Origin of the sequence: Pseudomonas sp. PSB18, assembly GCF_014596565.1 — a bacterium.
Lineage (GTDB): Bacteria > Pseudomonadota > Gammaproteobacteria > Pseudomonadales > Pseudomonadaceae > Aquipseudomonas.
Window position 1 is genome coordinate 19,700 of sequence record NZ_NOIN01000018.1, and the last position, 14,136, is coordinate 33,835.

The following is a 14,136-nucleotide window of genomic DNA, read 5'->3' on the forward strand; positions in this document are numbered from 1 at the left end:
GTGCATCATGGCAATCGTTAAATGCAAACCGACTTCCCCTGGCCGCCGTTTTGTGGTCAAGGTGGTCAATCAGGAGCTGCATAAAGGCGCTCCTCACGCACCGCTGCTCGAGAAAAAATCGAAGTCTGGTGGTCGTAACAACAATGGCCGTATCACTACACGTCACGTGGGTGGTGGTCATAAGCAGCATTATCGTCTGGTCGACTTCCGTCGCAACGACAAGGATGGCATCGCTGCCACCGTCGAGCGTATCGAATACGATCCAAACCGTACTGCTCACATCGCTCTGCTGCTGTACGCAGATGGCGAGCGTCGCTACATCATCGCCCCTAAAGGCGTGAGTGCTGGCGACCAGCTGATCGCAGGTGCCCTGGCGCCGATCAAGCCGGGCAACGCTCTGCAACTGCGTAACATTCCAGTTGGTAGCACCGTACACGGCATCGAATTGAAGCCAGGTAAAGGCGCGCAAATCGCTCGTTCCGCTGGTGCTTCGGCTCAGCTGATCGCTCGTGAAGGTGTCTACGTGACCCTGCGTCTGCGTTCTGGTGAGATGCGTAAAGTACTGGCTGAATGCCGTGCGACCCTGGGCGAAGTCTCGAACTCCGAGCACAGCCTGCGTTCGTTGGGTAAGGCTGGTGCCAAGCGCTGGCGTGGCGTTCGCCCAACCGTTCGTGGTGTTGCCATGAACCCGGTTGACCACCCACATGGTGGTGGTGAAGGTCGTACCTCTGGTGGTCGTCATCCGGTATCGCCATGGGGCTTCCCGACTAAGGGCGCGAAGACTCGTGGTAATAAGCGTACCGACAAAATGATCGTCCGTCGTCGCAAGTAAATAGAGGGATACGACAGTGCCACGTTCTCTGAAAAAAGGTCCTTTTATTGATCTTCACCTACTGAAGAAGATCGAAGTGGCGGCGGAAAAGAACGATCGCAAACCAGTTAAGACCTGGTCGCGTCGTTCGATGATCCTGCCACAAATGGTCGGTCTGACCATCGCAGTACACAACGGTCGCCAGCACGTCCCAGTTCTCGTGAACGAAGACATGGTCGGCCACAAACTGGGCGAGTTCGCCGGTACCCGCACATACCGTGGGCACGTGGCTGACAAGAAAGCCAAGCGTTAAGGGGTAAGGAAATGGAAGTAGCCGCTAAGTTGTCGGGCGCTCGAATCTCCGCCCAGAAAGCCCGCTTGGTCGCCGACCAGATCCGCGGGAAGAAGGTGGGCGAAGCGCTCAACCTGTTGGCTTTCAGCAGTAAGAAAGCCGCCGAGATCATGAAAAAAGTGCTGGAGTCGGCCGTAGCCAACGCCGAGCATAACGAAGGCGCAGACGTTGATGACCTGAAGGTCAGCACCGTTTTCGTCAACGAAGGGCGTTCGCTGAAGCGCATCATGCCACGTGCCAAAGGCCGTGCTGATCGCATCGTCAAGCGGTCTTGCCATATCACTGTCAAGGTTGCTGACAAGTAACGGAGTCGAAGAGATGGGTCAGAAAGTACATCCCATTGGCATTCGCCTGGGAATCGTCAAGGAGCACACCTCCGTCTGGTACGCAGACGGTCGGACTTATGCGGACTACTTGTTCGCTGATCTGAAGGTGCGTGAGTATCTCCAAGACAAACTAAAAAGCGCGTCCGTAAGCCGTATCGATATCCATCGTCCGGCTCAGACTGCACGTATCACCATCCACACCGCTCGTCCAGGTATCGTTATCGGGAAGAAAGGTGAAGATGTTGAGAAACTGCGTCAGGACCTGACCAAGCAAATGGGTGTGCCTGTGCACATCAATATCGAAGAGATCCGCAAGCCGGAACTCGACGGTATGCTGGTTGCGCAGAGCGTAGCTCAGCAGCTGGAGCGTCGCGTAATGTTCCGTCGCGCTATGAAGCGCGCTGTACAGAACGCAATTCGCATTGGTGCCAAAGGCATCAAAATCCAAGTGAGCGGTCGTCTCGGCGGTGCTGAAATCGCACGTACTGAATGGTATCGCGAAGGTCGTGTGCCACTGCACACCCTGCGTGCCGACATCGACTATGCCAACTACGAAGCTCACACCACCTACGGTGTGATCGGTGTAAAGGTTTGGATCTTCAAAGGCGAAGTAATTGGTGGTCGCCAAGAAGAGCTGAAACCACAAGCACCAGCGCCTCGTAAAAAAGCTGCTAAGTAAGGGGTACGCCAAATGTTGCAACCAAAGCGTACGAAGTTCCGCAAGCAGATGACCGGTCACAACCGTGGCCTGGCATTGCGCGGTAGCAAAGTCAGCTTCGGCGAGTTCGCGCTGAAGTCTGTTGCTCGTGGTCGTCTCACCGCTCGTCAGATCGAGTCAGCGCGTCGTGCTCTGACCCGTCACGTAAAACGTGGCGGCAAGATCTGGATCCGTGTATTCCCGGACAAGCCTGTCACCAAGAAGCCACTCGAAGTTCGGATGGGTAAAGGTAAGGGTAACGTGGAGTACTGGGTTGCCCAGATTCAGCCAGGCAAAGTCCTGTATGAAATCGAGGGTGTTTCTGAAGAGCTGGCGCGTGAGGCTTTCGCCCTGGCTGCTGCAAAGCTGCCGCTCGCCACCTCCTTTGTTAAACGGACGGTGATGTGATGAAAGCGAATGAACTTCGTGAAAAATCAGCACAGCAGCTGAACGAGCAACTGCTCGGCCTGCTGCGCGACCAGTTCAATCTGCGTATGCAGAAAGCAACTGGCCAGTTGGGGCAGTCTCATCTGCTCTCGCAAGTTAAGCGTGACATCGCTCGCGTGAAAACTGTGCTCAACCAGCAGGCAGGTAAGTAATCATGGCTGAAGCCGAAAAAACTGTCCGTACGCTGACTGGCCGTGTTGTCAGCGACAAGATGGACAAAACCATCACCGTTCTGATCGAGCGTCGCGTTAAGCACCCGATCTACGGTAAATACGTTAAGCGTTCGACTAAGCTGCACGCGCACGACGAAACCAATCAGTGCCACATCGGCGACAAGGTCACTATTCGTGAAACCCGTCCGATGGCCAAGACCAAATCTTGGGCGCTGGTTGATGTTCTCGAACGCGCTGTGGAAGTCTAAGGGCTAGGGGTCGGAGAAATTATATGATTCAGACTCAATCCATGCTTGATGTGGCCGATAACAGCGGCGCTCGCCGCGTTATGTGCATCAAGGTGCTGGGTGGCTCCCATCGTCGTTACGCTGCTATTGGCGACATCATCAAAGTTACCGTCAAGGAAGCAATTCCTCGCGGTAAAGTGAAGAAAGGTCAAGTGATGACTGCTGTTGTAGTCCGCACTCGCCATGGTGTTCGTCGCGCTGACGGCTCCATCATCCGCTTTGATGGCAACGCTGCTGTTCTGTTGAACAACAAGCAAGAGCCAATCGGCACCCGTATCTTTGGGCCAGTGACCCGTGAACTTCGTACTGAGAAGTTCATGAAGATCGTCTCGCTCGCCCCAGAAGTGCTGTAAGGAGATCCGACATGCAAAAGATTCGTCGTGACGACGAGATCATCGTGATCGCCGGCAAAGACAAGGGCAAGCGCGGTAAGGTGCTCAAGGTTCTCGCTGACAACCGTCTGGTTGTAGGTGGTCTGAACCTGGTCAAGCGCCATACCAAGCCTAACCCGATGTCGGGCGTACAGGGCGGTATCGTCGAGAAAGAAGCGCCACTGCACGCTTCCAACGTCGCCATTTTCAACGGCGAAACCAACAAGGCTGACCGCGTTGGTTTCAAAGTAGAAGACGGCAAAAAAATTCGTGTCTTCAAGTCGACCCAAAAAGCGGTTGATGCTTGAACACTGCTAGGTAGAAGACCATGGCACGACTGAAAGAGATTTACCGGAAGGAAATCGCACCGAAGCTTAAGGAAGAACTTAAGCTGGCGAACGTGATGGAAGTTCCGCGCATTACCAAGATCACCCTGAACATGGGTCTGGGCGAAGCGATCGGTGACAAGAAAGTCATCGAGCACGCGGTAGCTGACCTGGAGAAGATCACCGGCCAGAAAGTCGTTGTGACTCACGCTCGCAAATCCATCGCTGGCTTCAAAGTCCGCGAAGGTTGGCCGATCGGTGTCAAAGTGACCCTGCGTCGCGATCGTATGTACGAGTTCCTGGATCGTCTGCTGTCGATCTCCCTGCCTCGGGTTCGCGACTTCCGCGGCCTGAATGCCAAGTCCTTCGATGGTCGTGGCAACTACAGCATGGGCGTGAAAGAGCAGATCATTTTCCCGGAAATCGATTACGACAAGATCGATGCTCTGCGCGGTCTGGACATTACCCTGACCACCACTGCCAAATCGGATGACGAAGGTCGCGCTCTGCTGCGTGCTTTCAAATTCCCGTTCCGCAACTGATTGGAGTAGGAAAATGGCCAAGAAGAGCATGAAAAACCGTGAGCTGAAGCGTCAGCTCACCGTTGCCAAGTACGCCACCAAGCGTGCAGCGCTGAAAGCTATCATCGTTGATCTGAACGCAAGTCCAGAAGCACGTTGGGAAGCGACCGTAGCACTGCAGAAGCAGCCGCGTGACGCAAGCGCCTCGCGCATGCGTAACCGCTGCCGCCTGACTGGTCGTCCGCACGGCGTATACCGCAAGTTCGGCCTCGGCCGCAACATGCTGCGCCAAGCTGCAATGCGTGGTGACGTTCCAGGTCTGGTTAAAGCCAGCTGGTAAGCACTATCAAAGTCTCGGTGTTCGGGATCCCAGGATCCTGACCGCCGGTGGCCTTGAAGCAGAATCAAGCCCCTTTTGGGGCTTGATTCATTTCTGGGGTATGTCTAGAATGACCGGCTCGCCTGAGCCCGTGTTTTTCATGCCCGGAGTTTCTCGGCGACACGTAGTAGCCGCAAGGCTAATTTTTTTGCATTAGGAGCGTCTAGCCCATGAGTATGCAGGACCCGTTAGCGGACATGCTAACTCGAATCCGTAATGCCCAGATGGCTGAAAAGTCCGTCGTAAGCATGCCGTCTTCCACGTTGAAGGTGGCTGTAGCAAAAGTCCTCAAGGACGAAGGTTACATCGCGGGTTATCAGATCAGCAGCGAAATCAAGCCTCTGCTGTCCATCGAGCTGAAATACTTCGAAGGCCGTCCGGTCATCGAGGAAGTGAAGCGCGTTAGCCGTCCAGGCCTGCGTCAGTACAAGTCCGTCGAGGATCTGCCGAAAGTTCGCGGCGGTCTGGGCGTGTCTATCGTCTCCACCAACAAAGGTGTGATGACTGATCGTGCTGCGCGCGCTGCCGGTGTCGGCGGCGAAGTTCTTTGCACTGTGTTCTAAGGGGGGATAAGCATGTCTCGCGTCGCTAAGAACCCCGTTAAGCTGCCAGCCGGTGTCGAAGTCAAATTCGCAGGCCAACAGCTTTCGGTGAAGGGTGCCAAGGGCACTCTTGAACTGAACATCCATTCGTCCGTTGAGATCGTTGAAGAAGCCGGTGAGCTGCGTTTCGCTGCTCGCAATGGCGATCAACAGACTCGCGCAATGGCTGGTACCACTCGTGCGTTGGTAAACAACATGGTCCAAGGCGTAAGCCAAGGCTTCGAGCGCAAGCTCCAGCTGGTCGGTGTTGGTTACAAAGCGCAAGCAAAAGGCTCGGTTCTGAACCTGGCTCTTGGCTTCTCGCACCCAGTGGATTACGAACTGCCGGAAGGCATCACCGCTGAGACTCCTAGCCAGACCGATATCCTGATCAAGGGCATCGACAAGCAGCTGGTAGGTCAAGTGGCCGCCGAGATCCGCGACTTCCGTCCACCAGAGCCGTACAAAGGCAAAGGTGTGCGCTACGCGGACGAAGTCGTCCGTCGTAAAGAAGCCAAGAAGAAGTAGGGCATAGCAAATGACCGACAAAAAAGTTACTCGACTGCGTCGCGCTCGCAAAGCACGCCTGAAAATGCACGAACTCGAAGTCGTGCGTCTCTGCGTGTTCCGCTCTTCGCAGCACATCTACGCCCAGGTCATTTCGGCCGACGGCAACAAGGTCCTGGCAAGTGCCTCGACTTTGGATAAAGAACTGCGTGATGGTGCCACCGGCAACATCGACGCGGCCACTAAGGTTGGCCAGCTGGTCGCTACGCGTGCTAAAGCCGCTGGCGTCTCGCAGGTGGCTTTCGACCGCTCTGGCTTCAAGTACCACGGCCGCGTCAAGGCGCTGGCTGATGCTGCTCGTGAAGCTGGGCTGGAGTTCTAAGTTATGTCAAATAACGACCAAAAGCGCGACGAAGGCTACATCGAGAAGCTGGTTCAAGTTAACCGCGTAGCCAAAACCGTTAAAGGCGGCCGTATCTTCACTTTCACCGCGCTGACCGTGGTGGGTGATGGTAAAGGCCGTGTTGGCTTCGGCCGTGGCAAGTCGCGTGAAGTGCCTGCTGCGATCCAGAAGGCAATGGAAGCTGCTCGCCGCAACATGATCCAGGTTGATCTGAACGGCACCACCCTGCAGTACGCAATGAAGTCTGCCCATGGCGCTTCGAAGGTGTACATGCAGCCTGCTTCTGAAGGTACCGGTATCATCGCTGGCGGCGCTATGCGTGCTGTCCTCGAAGTTGCTGGCGTTCAGAACGTTCTGGCCAAGTGCTACGGCTCGACTAACCCTGTAAACGTGGTTCACGCCACTTTCAAGGGTTTGAAAGCAATGCAGTCTCCTGAATCCATTGCCGCCAAGCGTGGCAAAAGCGTCAAGGAGATCTTCTGATCATGGCTACCGTAAAAGTTACGCTGATCAAAAGCATGACCGGCCGCATCCCTAACCACAAACTGTGCGTTAAGGGTCTGGGTCTGCGTCGCATCGGTCACACTGTAGAAGTCCAGGATACTCCCGAGAATCGCGGGATGATCAACAAGGCTTACTACATGCTGCGTGTCGAGGGTTAATCGATGAAACTCAATGATCTGAGTCCAGCGCCGGGTTCCCGTCGCGAAAAGCATCGTCCGGGCCGTGGTATCGGTAGTGGTTTGGGCAAGACCGGTGGCCGTGGCCACAAAGGTCAGACCTCCCGCTCCGGTGGCACCATTGCTCCAGGCTTTGAAGGCGGTCAACAGCCGCTGCATCGTCGCCTGCCGAAGTTCGGTTTCGTTTCCCTGAAGGCCATGGACCGCGCAGAAGTGCGTCTGTCCGAGCTGGCTAAAGTGGACGGCGACATCGTCACCGTGCAGTCCCTGAAGGATGCCAACGTGATCAACCAGAACGTACAGCGTGTGAAAATCATGCTGTCGGGCGAAGTTGCTCGCGCTGTCACCATCGGAAAGGGAATCGGCGCCACCAAAGGTGCGCGTGCGGCTATCGAAGCAGCTGGCGGCAAGTTCGAGGAATAAATGGCTAAGCAAGGTGCTCTCTCTGCGCTCGGCAAAGGCGGTATGTCTGAACTCTGGGCTCGTCTGCGTTTTCTGTTCCTGGCGATTATCGTCTACCGAATAGGCGCACACATCCCGGTTCCAGGTATCAACCCGGACCGACTCGCAGACCTGTTTCGACAGAATGAGGGGACCATTCTTAGCTTGTTCAACATGTTTTCCGGCGGCGCGCTGGAGCGGATGAGTATCTTTGCATTGGGGATCATGCCGTACATTTCGGCATCGATCATCATGCAGCTGATGACAGCCGTCAGCCCGCAGCTGGAGCAGTTGAAGAAGGAAGGTGAAGCTGGCCGTCGCAAGATCAGCCAGTACACCCGCTACGGCACTGTCGTACTCGCTCTCGTCCAGGCCATTGGCATGTCCATTGGCCTGGCAGGGCAGGGCGTTTCGTTCAATGCTGACCTCAGCTTCTATTTCGTCGCGGTTACCACATTTGTGGCAGGCGCGATGTTCATGATGTGGTTGGGTGAGCAGATTACTGAGCGTGGTGTTGGCAACGGTATCTCGATGTTGATCTTCGCAGGTATCGTCGCCGGTCTTCCGAGAGCGATCGGGCAGTCTTTCGAGTCTGCGCGTCAGGGTGATATCAACATTTTTGCCCTGGTTGCCATCGGTTTGCTGGCAGTAGCGATTATCGGTTTCGTGGTGTTCATTGAGCGTGGTCAGCGTCGTATTGCTGTTCACTACGCCAAGCGTCAGCAGGGCCGCAAGGTGTTTGCTGCGCAGACCAGCCACTTGCCGTTGAAGGTGAACATGGCCGGCGTTATCCCGGCTATTTTCGCGAGCAGCATCTTGCTGTTCCCGGCTTCGTTGGGTGCCTGGTTCGGCCAGTCTGAAGGTATGGGCTGGTTGCAGGACATCTCGCAGTCGATCGCTCCTGGTCAGCCGTTGAATATTCTGCTGTTTAGTGCAGGGATTATTTTCTTCTGCTTCTTCTATACGGCGTTGATGTTCAATCCGAAAGACGTAGCGGAAAACCTGAAGAAGTCCGGTGCCTTTATTCCGGGCATCCGTCCAGGTGAGCAGTCTGCGCGCTACATTGATGGCGTTCTGACTCGCTTGACCATGTTCGGTGCTCTTTACATGACGGCCGTCTGCTTGCTGCCCCAGTTCCTGGTGGTTGCAGCAAACGTACCGTTCTACCTTGGCGGGACCTCGTTGCTGATCGTGGTCGTGGTTGTGATGGACTTCATGTCCCAAGTACAATCGCACCTCGTTTCGCACCAGTACGAATCCCTGATGAAGAAAGCCAACCTGAAGGGCTACGGCAGCGGCATGCTGCGCTGAGTAGCGTCCATAAGGTTCGAGGAGTTGGTGATGAAAGTTCGTGCATCGGTGAAAAAGCTGTGCCGTAACTGCAAGATTATTCGCCGCGAAGGTGTTGTTCGAGTAATTTGCAGCGCGGAACCGCGTCACAAACAGCGCCAAGGCTGAGTGTGATTGTGCTTTAAGCCCGGCAGCTAGTGCGCTGCCGGGTTGATTATTTGTTATTACAGCGATATTATCTCGCGCCCTATTTCTTGGCTTCCGGGGCGTAGGTAGCTGTCAATTGGAGTCCCACTGAATGGCCCGTATTGCAGGCGTCAACATTCCAGATAACAAGCATACTGTTATCTCGCTGACCTACATCTATGGTGTTGGTCGCACTACTGCGCAGAAAATTTGTGCAGTGGCTGGGGTCAACCCAGCGGCAAAGATCAAAGATCTGAGCGACGAGCAGATTGAACAGCTGCGTGGCGAAGTGGCGAAGTTCACCACTGAAGGTGACCTGCGTCGCGAAGTCAACATGAAAATCAAGCGCTTGATGGACCTCGGTTGCTATCGCGGTCTGCGTCATCGTCGTGGTCTGCCAGTACGCGGTCAGCGTACCAAGACCAACGCGCGTACCCGTAAAGGTCCGCGTAAGCCGATCCGCAAGTAATCGCCCCAGCGAATCGACAGGAATTTAATCATGGCAAAACCTGCTGCTCGTCCTCGTAAGAAAGTTAAAAAGACAGTGGTTGATGGCATCGCCCACATCCATGCTTCTTTTAACAACACCATCGTGACCATTACCGACCGTCAAGGTAACGCTCTTTCCTGGGCTACCTCCGGTGGTTCGGGTTTCCGCGGTTCCCGCAAGTCCACCCCGTTCGCTGCTCAAGTAGCTGCTGAGCGTGCTGGTCAAGCTGCGCTGGAATACGGCCTGAAAAACCTCGACGTCAACGTCAAGGGTCCAGGTCCAGGTCGTGAATCCGCAGTTCGTGCTTTGAACGGCTGTGGCTACAAGATCGCCAGCATCACCGACGTGACGCCAATCCCGCACAACGGGTGCCGTCCGCCGAAGAAGCGCCGCGTGTAATCCAGGAGATTGTAAAGAATGGCTCGTTACATTGGTCCAAAATGCAAACTCGCTCGTCGCGAAGGCACCGATCTCTTCCTGAAGAGCGGCGTGCGCGCGATCGAATCGAAGTGCAACATCGAAGCAGCACCTGGTATCCACGGCCAACGCCGCGGTCGCCAGTCCGATTACGGCACCCAACTGCGTGAAAAGCAGAAGGTCCGTCGTATCTACGGCGTTCTCGAGCGTCAATTCAGCGGCTACTACAAAGAAGCTGCTGGCAAGAAAGGCGCAACCGGCGAAAACCTGTTGCAACTGCTCGAATGCCGCCTGGACAACGTTGTATACCGTATGGGTTTCGGTTCTACTCGTGCCGAATCCCGTCAGCTGGTATCGCACAAGTCGATCAGCGTTAACGGTCAGACCGTAAACGTTCCGTCCTACCAGGTTCGTGCTGGTGACGTGGTTGCTGTTCGCGAGAAAGCAAAGAACCAACTTCGCATTGTCCAAGCTCTCGATCTGTGTGCCCAACGTGGCCGCGTAGAATGGGTAGAAGTAGACACTGAGAAGAAGTCGGGCGTTTTCAAGAACGTTCCAGCTCGCAGTGATCTGTCCGCCGACATCAACGAAAGCCTGATTGTCGAGCTCTACTCCAAGTAAGGGCTAGAAAATAGGTGCATCCATGCAGATTTCGGTAAATGAGTTCCTGACACCCCGCCATATTGATGTGCAGGTTGTCAGTCCAACCCGCGCCAAGATCACTCTCGAGCCTCTCGAGCGTGGTTTCGGCCACACCCTGGGCAACGCGCTGCGCCGCATCCTGTTGTCCTCAATGCCCGGCTGTGCAGTAGTCGAGGCCGAGATTGACGGTGTACTCCACGAGTACAGCGCCATCGAAGGCGTACAGGAAGATGTCATTGAAATCCTGTTGAACCTTAAAGGTCTGGCTATCAAGCTGCACGGTCGTGACGAAGTTACGCTGACCTTGTCGAAGAAGGGTTCGGGGGTGGTTACCGCTGCCGATATTCAGCTGGATCATGATGTCGAGATCGTTAACCCCGATCACGTAATCGCTAACCTGGCGTCTAACGGCGCCCTGAACATGAAGCTCACCGTAGCTCGTGGTCGTGGTTATGAACCGGCAGACTCGCGTCAGAGCGATGAAGACGAAAGCCGCAGCATCGGTCGCTTGCAGCTTGACTCTTCGTTCAGCCCGGTTCGCCGTATCGCATACGTGGTGGAAAACGCCCGTGTCGAGCAGCGTACCAACCTGGACAAGCTGGTTATTGATCTGGAAACCAACGGTACCCTGGATCCTGAAGAGGCTATCCGCCGCGCTGCAACCATCCTGCAACAGCAGTTGGCTGCGTTCGTCGACCTCAAGGGTGACAGTGAGCCAGTGGTTGTCGAGCAGGAAGACGAGATCGATCCGATCCTGCTTCGCCCGGTTGACGATCTGGAACTGACTGTACGTTCGGCTAACTGCCTTAAGGCGGAAAACATCTACTACATCGGCGACCTGATTCAGCGCACCGAAGTAGAGCTGTTGAAGACTCCGAACCTTGGCAAGAAATCCTTGACTGAAATCAAGGACGTTCTGGCCTCCCGCGGTCTGTCCCTCGGCATGCGCCTCGACAACTGGCCGCCTGCAAGTCTTAAGAAGGACGACAAGGCGACTGCCTGATCGTCGTAATCACCGAACGTTGTGTTTGGTAAGGAATGAACCATGCGTCATCGTAAAAGTGGTCGTCACCTGAGCCGCACCAGCTCGCACCGCAAGGCCATGTTCCAAAACATGGCGGTGTCGCTGTTCGAGCACGAGCTGATCAAAACTACACTGCCGAAAGCCAAAGAACTGCGTCGCGTTGCTGAGCCGCTGATCACTCTGGCCAAGACAGATAGCCTGGCTAACCGCCGCCTGGCTTTCGACCGTACTCGTTCGAAAGCTATCGTTGGTAAGCTCTTCAACGACCTGGGCAAGCGTTACGCTACCCGTGAGGGTGGCTACCTGCGCATCCTCAAGTGCGGTTTCCGCGCTGGCGACAACGCGCCTATGGCGTACGTCGAGTTGGTTGATCGTGCTACCGGCGGTGAAGCTGTATCCGCTGAGTAAGACGGCAATATACAAAAAACCGGGCCTAGTGCCCGGTTTTTTGTGCGTGATGAAAAAGCGAAAGCGCCGTTGCGGCTGGCTTCGCTATTGGCAACAGGGCAACGTTAGATAATGACTATCGACATCCATGATTTAATAAATTTGGATACTGTCACTAACATGTTCGATACTCCTTTCCAGCCGATTAGCCGGCAGTTCGAAGACCGACCGAGGAAGATTGAGCATGAGCCAGATCAAAACGCTTACGACCGCAAGCGGCGCTCCTGTCGCCGATAACCAGAATTCTCGCTCTGCTGGTCCACGTGGCCCGCTGTTACTCGACGATTTCCACCTCATCGAGAAGCTTGCTCACTTCAACCGCGAGAACATTCCCGAGCGCCGCGTACACGCCAAGGGCTCGGGTGCCTACGGCACATTCACGGTCACCTGGGACATCACTCAGTACACCAGCGCCAAGCTGTTCGATTCGGTCGGTAAGCAGACACCAACGTTCCTGCGTTTTTCCACCGTGGGCGGCGAGCGTGGATCTGCTGACACCGAGCGCGATCCTCGTGGTTTCGCCCTGAAGTTCTACACCGAGGAAGGTAACTGGGACATTGTTGGCAATAACACGCCGGTTTTCTTCATTCGTGATCCGCTGAAGTTTCCGGATTTCATCCATACGCAAAAGCGTTTGCCACAAAGCAACCTGAAAAGCGCCCAAGCGATGTGGGATTTCTGGTCCCATTCCCCAGAAGCGTTGCATCAGATCACTATTCTGTTCTCCGATCGCGGCATTCCTGATGGCTACCGCCACATGCATGGTTTCGGCAGTCACACCTACAGTCTGATCAACGCCCAAGGCGAGCGTCATTGGGTGAAGTGGCACTACAAGACCAAGCAAGGCATCAAGAACCTGGCGCCAGCTGAAGCCGCACGTCTGGCGGGCACTGACCCGGACTATGCCCAGCGTGACTTGTTCAACGCCATTGAGCGCGGTGACTTCCCGAAATGGAGCGTTTGCATCCAGATCATGACCGAAGCCCAGGCCGCCGCTCATTACGAGAATCCGTTCGACGTGACCAAGACCTGGTCGCAGAAAGAGTTTCCGTTGATTGAAGTGGGGGAGCTCGAGCTCAACCGCAACCCGCTGAACTACTTTGCCGAGGTGGAGCAGGCGGCGTTCGGGCCGAGCAATATGGTGCCAGGCGTTGGTTTGTCGCCGGACCGCATGCTGCAAGGTCGCGTGTTCGCCTACGCCGATGCCCATCGCTACCGTGTCGGCACCAATCACCAGCAATTGCCGGTGAATGCACCGCGCAGTCCGGTTAATACCTATCAGCGCGACGGTGCGATGGCGTTTGGCAGCAACGGCGGGGCGGCACCAAACTACGAGCCCAACAGCTACGTCGAGTCGCCGAAACAGGTCCCGCATTATGCGGAGCCAGCCCTGGCCCTTACTGGGGCGGCGGATCGTTACGATCACCGGGAAGACACTGATTACTACAGCCATGCCGGTGCGCTGTTCCGCCTGATGAACAGCGAGCAGCAGGCCCTGCTGATCAGCAACATCGCCGGTGCGATGGGGGGTGTCTCTTCGGATGTCGTCGACCGTCAACTGCAGCATTTCTTCAAGGCGGACACCGCTTATGGAGAAGGTATCGCAAAGGCGTTGGGCGTACAGCTTAACTAAGTCTAAACGAGAAGCAGAACCGCCCTCATTAGGGCGGTTTTTGCGTTATTTAACCTGGTTTTCTCAGATTTTCTTTGCATTTATTGCGATAGCACCGTGACCTGGCGATCAGCTTGGTTCAAACTACAGCCTTTCAAAGCTTGTGGAGATGTAGGGCGATGCAAGGTCACCCGGACGTAATCGATTACCTCAACACGCTGCTGACAGGCGAACTGGCAGCCCGTGATCAATATTTCATCCATTCGCGGATGTACGAGGATTGGGGTTTTACCGAGCTCTACGAACGTATCAACCATGAAATGGAAGAAGAAGCACAGCATGCCGATGCGTTGATGCGTCGAATCCTGATGCTCGAAGGTACGCCGCGCATGCGCCCGGACGACCTGGACATCGGTACTACCGTGCCCGACATGCTCGCTGCCGACCTGCGCCTGGAATACAAGGTCCGCGCCGCGCTGTGCAAGGGTATCGAGCTGTGCGAACAGCACAACGACTATGTCACCCGCGAAATCCTGCGTGTTCAGCTCAATGACACCGAGGAAGACCATACCTACTGGCTTGAGAAGCAGCTGGGTCTGATCAAGTTGATCGGGTTGGAGAATTACCTGCAGTCGCAGTTCTGATTGCGATAATTGTGGGAGCGAGCCTGCTCGCGATAGCGATTGATCGTCACATGAATGCAAACTGACACACCGCTATCGCGAG

26 protein-coding genes are annotated in these 14,136 nt (G+C 55.3%); all 26 read left to right on the forward strand.

Annotation, left to right across the window (positions count from 1 at the left end):
- The first annotated feature begins 7 nt into the window (after positions 1 to 7).
- The 26 genes from rplB (at position 8) to bfr (ending at position 14,054) form a co-directional block, all read left to right on the forward strand.
- Positions 8 to 832, forward strand: a complete 825-nt coding sequence (gene rplB / locus CGA22_RS26425) for a 50S ribosomal protein L2 (RefSeq protein WP_007924198.1) — start codon at positions 8 to 10, stop codon at positions 830 to 832.
- A gap of 16 nt (positions 833 to 848) precedes the next feature.
- Entirely contained in the window at positions 849 to 1,124 is a 276-nt protein-coding gene (gene rpsS, locus CGA22_RS26430; RefSeq protein ID WP_002555486.1) for a 30S ribosomal protein S19, read from the forward strand.
- 11 nt (positions 1,125 to 1,135) lie between these two features.
- Positions 1,136 to 1,468 (forward strand): 50S ribosomal protein L22, encoded by a 333-nt coding sequence (gene rplV / locus CGA22_RS26435; protein WP_003103908.1) that lies wholly within the window; start codon positions 1,136 to 1,138, stop codon positions 1,466 to 1,468.
- A 13-nt stretch (positions 1,469 to 1,481) separates the two neighbouring features.
- A complete protein-coding gene (gene rpsC / locus CGA22_RS26440; protein ID WP_024778328.1) occupies positions 1,482 to 2,168 on the forward strand; it encodes a 30S ribosomal protein S3 in 687 nt (228 codons plus the stop codon).
- 12 nt (positions 2,169 to 2,180) lie between these two features.
- Positions 2,181 to 2,594, forward strand: a complete 414-nt coding sequence (gene rplP, locus CGA22_RS26445) for a 50S ribosomal protein L16 (protein WP_003186052.1) — start codon at positions 2,181 to 2,183, stop codon at positions 2,592 to 2,594.
- Positions 2,594 to 2,785, forward strand: a complete 192-nt coding sequence (gene rpmC, locus CGA22_RS26450) for a 50S ribosomal protein L29 (protein ID WP_002555481.1) — start codon at positions 2,594 to 2,596, stop codon at positions 2,783 to 2,785. Before rplP ends, rpmC begins: the two co-directional genes overlap by 1 nt.
- 2 nt (positions 2,786 to 2,787) lie before the next feature.
- The gene (gene rpsQ / locus CGA22_RS26455; protein WP_003194644.1) at positions 2,788 to 3,054 is read left to right on the forward strand and encodes a 30S ribosomal protein S17; all 267 of its coding nucleotides are present in this window, start codon (positions 2,788 to 2,790) and stop codon (positions 3,052 to 3,054) included.
- 23 nt (positions 3,055 to 3,077) lie between these two features.
- On the forward strand, positions 3,078 to 3,446 hold the full coding sequence (gene rplN / locus CGA22_RS26460) for a 50S ribosomal protein L14 (RefSeq protein ID WP_024778329.1): 369 nt from the start codon (positions 3,078 to 3,080) through the stop codon (positions 3,444 to 3,446).
- Positions 3,447 to 3,457: 11 nt separating this feature from the next.
- Entirely contained in the window at positions 3,458 to 3,772 is a 315-nt protein-coding gene (gene rplX / locus CGA22_RS26465) for a 50S ribosomal protein L24 (protein WP_003186046.1), read from the forward strand.
- Between the two features lie 20 nt (positions 3,773 to 3,792).
- A complete protein-coding gene (gene rplE / locus CGA22_RS26470; RefSeq protein WP_024778330.1) occupies positions 3,793 to 4,332 on the forward strand; it encodes a 50S ribosomal protein L5 in 540 nt (179 codons plus the stop codon).
- 13 nt (positions 4,333 to 4,345) lie between these two features.
- Positions 4,346 to 4,651: a 30S ribosomal protein S14 gene (gene rpsN, locus CGA22_RS26475; RefSeq protein ID WP_003186042.1), complete on the forward strand. Its 306-nt coding sequence runs from the start codon at positions 4,346 to 4,348 to the stop codon at positions 4,649 to 4,651.
- A 209-nt stretch (positions 4,652 to 4,860) separates the two neighbouring features.
- Positions 4,861 to 5,253, forward strand: coding sequence for a 30S ribosomal protein S8 (gene rpsH / locus CGA22_RS26480; RefSeq protein WP_017848802.1), 393 nt, complete (start codon positions 4,861 to 4,863; stop codon positions 5,251 to 5,253).
- A gap of 12 nt (positions 5,254 to 5,265) precedes the next feature.
- Entirely contained in the window at positions 5,266 to 5,799 is a 534-nt protein-coding gene (rplF, locus tag CGA22_RS26485) for a 50S ribosomal protein L6 (protein WP_024077677.1), read from the forward strand.
- 10 nt (positions 5,800 to 5,809) lie between these two features.
- On the forward strand, positions 5,810 to 6,160 hold the full coding sequence (rplR, locus tag CGA22_RS26490) for a 50S ribosomal protein L18 (protein ID WP_003186037.1): 351 nt from the start codon (positions 5,810 to 5,812) through the stop codon (positions 6,158 to 6,160).
- Between the two features lie 3 nt (positions 6,161 to 6,163).
- Positions 6,164 to 6,664 (forward strand): 30S ribosomal protein S5, encoded by a 501-nt coding sequence (gene rpsE / locus CGA22_RS26495; RefSeq protein WP_003186035.1) that lies wholly within the window; start codon positions 6,164 to 6,166, stop codon positions 6,662 to 6,664.
- Between the two features lie 2 nt (positions 6,665 to 6,666).
- The gene (gene rpmD / locus CGA22_RS26500; RefSeq protein ID WP_003176408.1) at positions 6,667 to 6,843 is read left to right on the forward strand and encodes a 50S ribosomal protein L30; all 177 of its coding nucleotides are present in this window, start codon (positions 6,667 to 6,669) and stop codon (positions 6,841 to 6,843) included.
- A gap of 3 nt (positions 6,844 to 6,846) precedes the next feature.
- Positions 6,847 to 7,284 (forward strand): 50S ribosomal protein L15, encoded by a 438-nt coding sequence (gene rplO, locus CGA22_RS26505; protein ID WP_003186032.1) that lies wholly within the window; start codon positions 6,847 to 6,849, stop codon positions 7,282 to 7,284.
- Positions 7,285 to 8,613 carry a preprotein translocase subunit SecY gene (gene secY, locus CGA22_RS26510; RefSeq protein ID WP_024778331.1) on the forward strand — a complete coding sequence of 443 codons (1,329 nt, stop codon included), beginning with the start codon at positions 7,285 to 7,287 and terminating at the stop codon, positions 8,611 to 8,613.
- 30 nt (positions 8,614 to 8,643) lie between these two features.
- Positions 8,644 to 8,760 carry a 50S ribosomal protein L36 gene (rpmJ, locus tag CGA22_RS26515; protein ID WP_002555468.1) on the forward strand — a complete coding sequence of 39 codons (117 nt, stop codon included), beginning with the start codon at positions 8,644 to 8,646 and terminating at the stop codon, positions 8,758 to 8,760.
- Between the two features lie 130 nt (positions 8,761 to 8,890).
- Positions 8,891 to 9,247 (forward strand): 30S ribosomal protein S13, encoded by a 357-nt coding sequence (rpsM, locus tag CGA22_RS26520; protein WP_024778332.1) that lies wholly within the window; start codon positions 8,891 to 8,893, stop codon positions 9,245 to 9,247.
- Positions 9,248 to 9,277: 30 nt separating this feature from the next.
- Positions 9,278 to 9,667, forward strand: a complete 390-nt coding sequence (gene rpsK / locus CGA22_RS26525; protein ID WP_002555466.1) for a 30S ribosomal protein S11 — start codon at positions 9,278 to 9,280, stop codon at positions 9,665 to 9,667.
- Positions 9,668 to 9,685: 18 nt separating this feature from the next.
- Positions 9,686 to 10,306 carry a 30S ribosomal protein S4 gene (gene rpsD / locus CGA22_RS26530; protein WP_003176404.1) on the forward strand — a complete coding sequence of 207 codons (621 nt, stop codon included), beginning with the start codon at positions 9,686 to 9,688 and terminating at the stop codon, positions 10,304 to 10,306.
- A 22-nt stretch (positions 10,307 to 10,328) separates the two neighbouring features.
- Positions 10,329 to 11,330: a DNA-directed RNA polymerase subunit alpha gene (locus tag CGA22_RS26535; RefSeq protein WP_003186012.1), complete on the forward strand. Its 1,002-nt coding sequence runs from the start codon at positions 10,329 to 10,331 to the stop codon at positions 11,328 to 11,330.
- A gap of 42 nt (positions 11,331 to 11,372) precedes the next feature.
- Positions 11,373 to 11,759, forward strand: a complete 387-nt coding sequence (rplQ, locus tag CGA22_RS26540) for a 50S ribosomal protein L17 (RefSeq protein ID WP_024778333.1) — start codon at positions 11,373 to 11,375, stop codon at positions 11,757 to 11,759.
- A gap of 223 nt (positions 11,760 to 11,982) precedes the next feature.
- The gene (locus tag CGA22_RS26545) at positions 11,983 to 13,431 is read left to right on the forward strand and encodes a catalase (protein ID WP_188258756.1); all 1,449 of its coding nucleotides are present in this window, start codon (positions 11,983 to 11,985) and stop codon (positions 13,429 to 13,431) included.
- A gap of 158 nt (positions 13,432 to 13,589) precedes the next feature.
- Positions 13,590 to 14,054, forward strand: coding sequence for a bacterioferritin (bfr, locus tag CGA22_RS26550; protein ID WP_024778335.1), 465 nt, complete (start codon positions 13,590 to 13,592; stop codon positions 14,052 to 14,054).
- The last annotated feature ends 82 nt before the right edge of the window (positions 14,055 to 14,136 follow it).

Coding starts and splice junctions, on each gene's coding strand:
- bfr (WP_024778335.1), top strand. CDS start 13,590: ATGCAAGGTCACCCGGACGTAATCGATTACCTCAACACGCTGCTGACA.
- rpsE (WP_003186035.1), top strand. CDS start 6,164: ATGTCAAATAACGACCAAAAGCGCGACGAAGGCTACATCGAGAAGCTG.
- rplN (WP_024778329.1), top strand. CDS start 3,078: ATGATTCAGACTCAATCCATGCTTGATGTGGCCGATAACAGCGGCGCT.
- rpmC (WP_002555481.1), top strand. CDS start 2,594: ATGAAAGCGAATGAACTTCGTGAAAAATCAGCACAGCAGCTGAACGAG.
- rpsH (WP_017848802.1), top strand. CDS start 4,861: ATGAGTATGCAGGACCCGTTAGCGGACATGCTAACTCGAATCCGTAAT.
- CGA22_RS26535 (WP_003186012.1), top strand. CDS start 10,329: ATGCAGATTTCGGTAAATGAGTTCCTGACACCCCGCCATATTGATGTG.
- rplV (WP_003103908.1), top strand. CDS start 1,136: ATGGAAGTAGCCGCTAAGTTGTCGGGCGCTCGAATCTCCGCCCAGAAA.
- rplB (WP_007924198.1), top strand. CDS start 8: ATGGCAATCGTTAAATGCAAACCGACTTCCCCTGGCCGCCGTTTTGTG.
- rplR (WP_003186037.1), top strand. CDS start 5,810: ATGACCGACAAAAAAGTTACTCGACTGCGTCGCGCTCGCAAAGCACGC.
- rpmJ (WP_002555468.1), top strand. CDS start 8,644: ATGAAAGTTCGTGCATCGGTGAAAAAGCTGTGCCGTAACTGCAAGATT.
- rplO (WP_003186032.1), top strand. CDS start 6,847: ATGAAACTCAATGATCTGAGTCCAGCGCCGGGTTCCCGTCGCGAAAAG.
- rplF (WP_024077677.1), top strand. CDS start 5,266: ATGTCTCGCGTCGCTAAGAACCCCGTTAAGCTGCCAGCCGGTGTCGAA.
- rplQ (WP_024778333.1), top strand. CDS start 11,373: ATGCGTCATCGTAAAAGTGGTCGTCACCTGAGCCGCACCAGCTCGCAC.
- rplX (WP_003186046.1), top strand. CDS start 3,458: ATGCAAAAGATTCGTCGTGACGACGAGATCATCGTGATCGCCGGCAAA.
- rpsD (WP_003176404.1), top strand. CDS start 9,686: ATGGCTCGTTACATTGGTCCAAAATGCAAACTCGCTCGTCGCGAAGGC.
- rplE (WP_024778330.1), top strand. CDS start 3,793: ATGGCACGACTGAAAGAGATTTACCGGAAGGAAATCGCACCGAAGCTT.
- CGA22_RS26545 (WP_188258756.1), top strand. CDS start 11,983: ATGAGCCAGATCAAAACGCTTACGACCGCAAGCGGCGCTCCTGTCGCC.
- rpsQ (WP_003194644.1), top strand. CDS start 2,788: ATGGCTGAAGCCGAAAAAACTGTCCGTACGCTGACTGGCCGTGTTGTC.
- rpsM (WP_024778332.1), top strand. CDS start 8,891: ATGGCCCGTATTGCAGGCGTCAACATTCCAGATAACAAGCATACTGTT.
- rpsN (WP_003186042.1), top strand. CDS start 4,346: ATGGCCAAGAAGAGCATGAAAAACCGTGAGCTGAAGCGTCAGCTCACC.
- secY (WP_024778331.1), top strand. CDS start 7,285: ATGGCTAAGCAAGGTGCTCTCTCTGCGCTCGGCAAAGGCGGTATGTCT.
- rplP (WP_003186052.1), top strand. CDS start 2,181: ATGTTGCAACCAAAGCGTACGAAGTTCCGCAAGCAGATGACCGGTCAC.
- rpsK (WP_002555466.1), top strand. CDS start 9,278: ATGGCAAAACCTGCTGCTCGTCCTCGTAAGAAAGTTAAAAAGACAGTG.
- rpsC (WP_024778328.1), top strand. CDS start 1,482: ATGGGTCAGAAAGTACATCCCATTGGCATTCGCCTGGGAATCGTCAAG.
- rpmD (WP_003176408.1), top strand. CDS start 6,667: ATGGCTACCGTAAAAGTTACGCTGATCAAAAGCATGACCGGCCGCATC.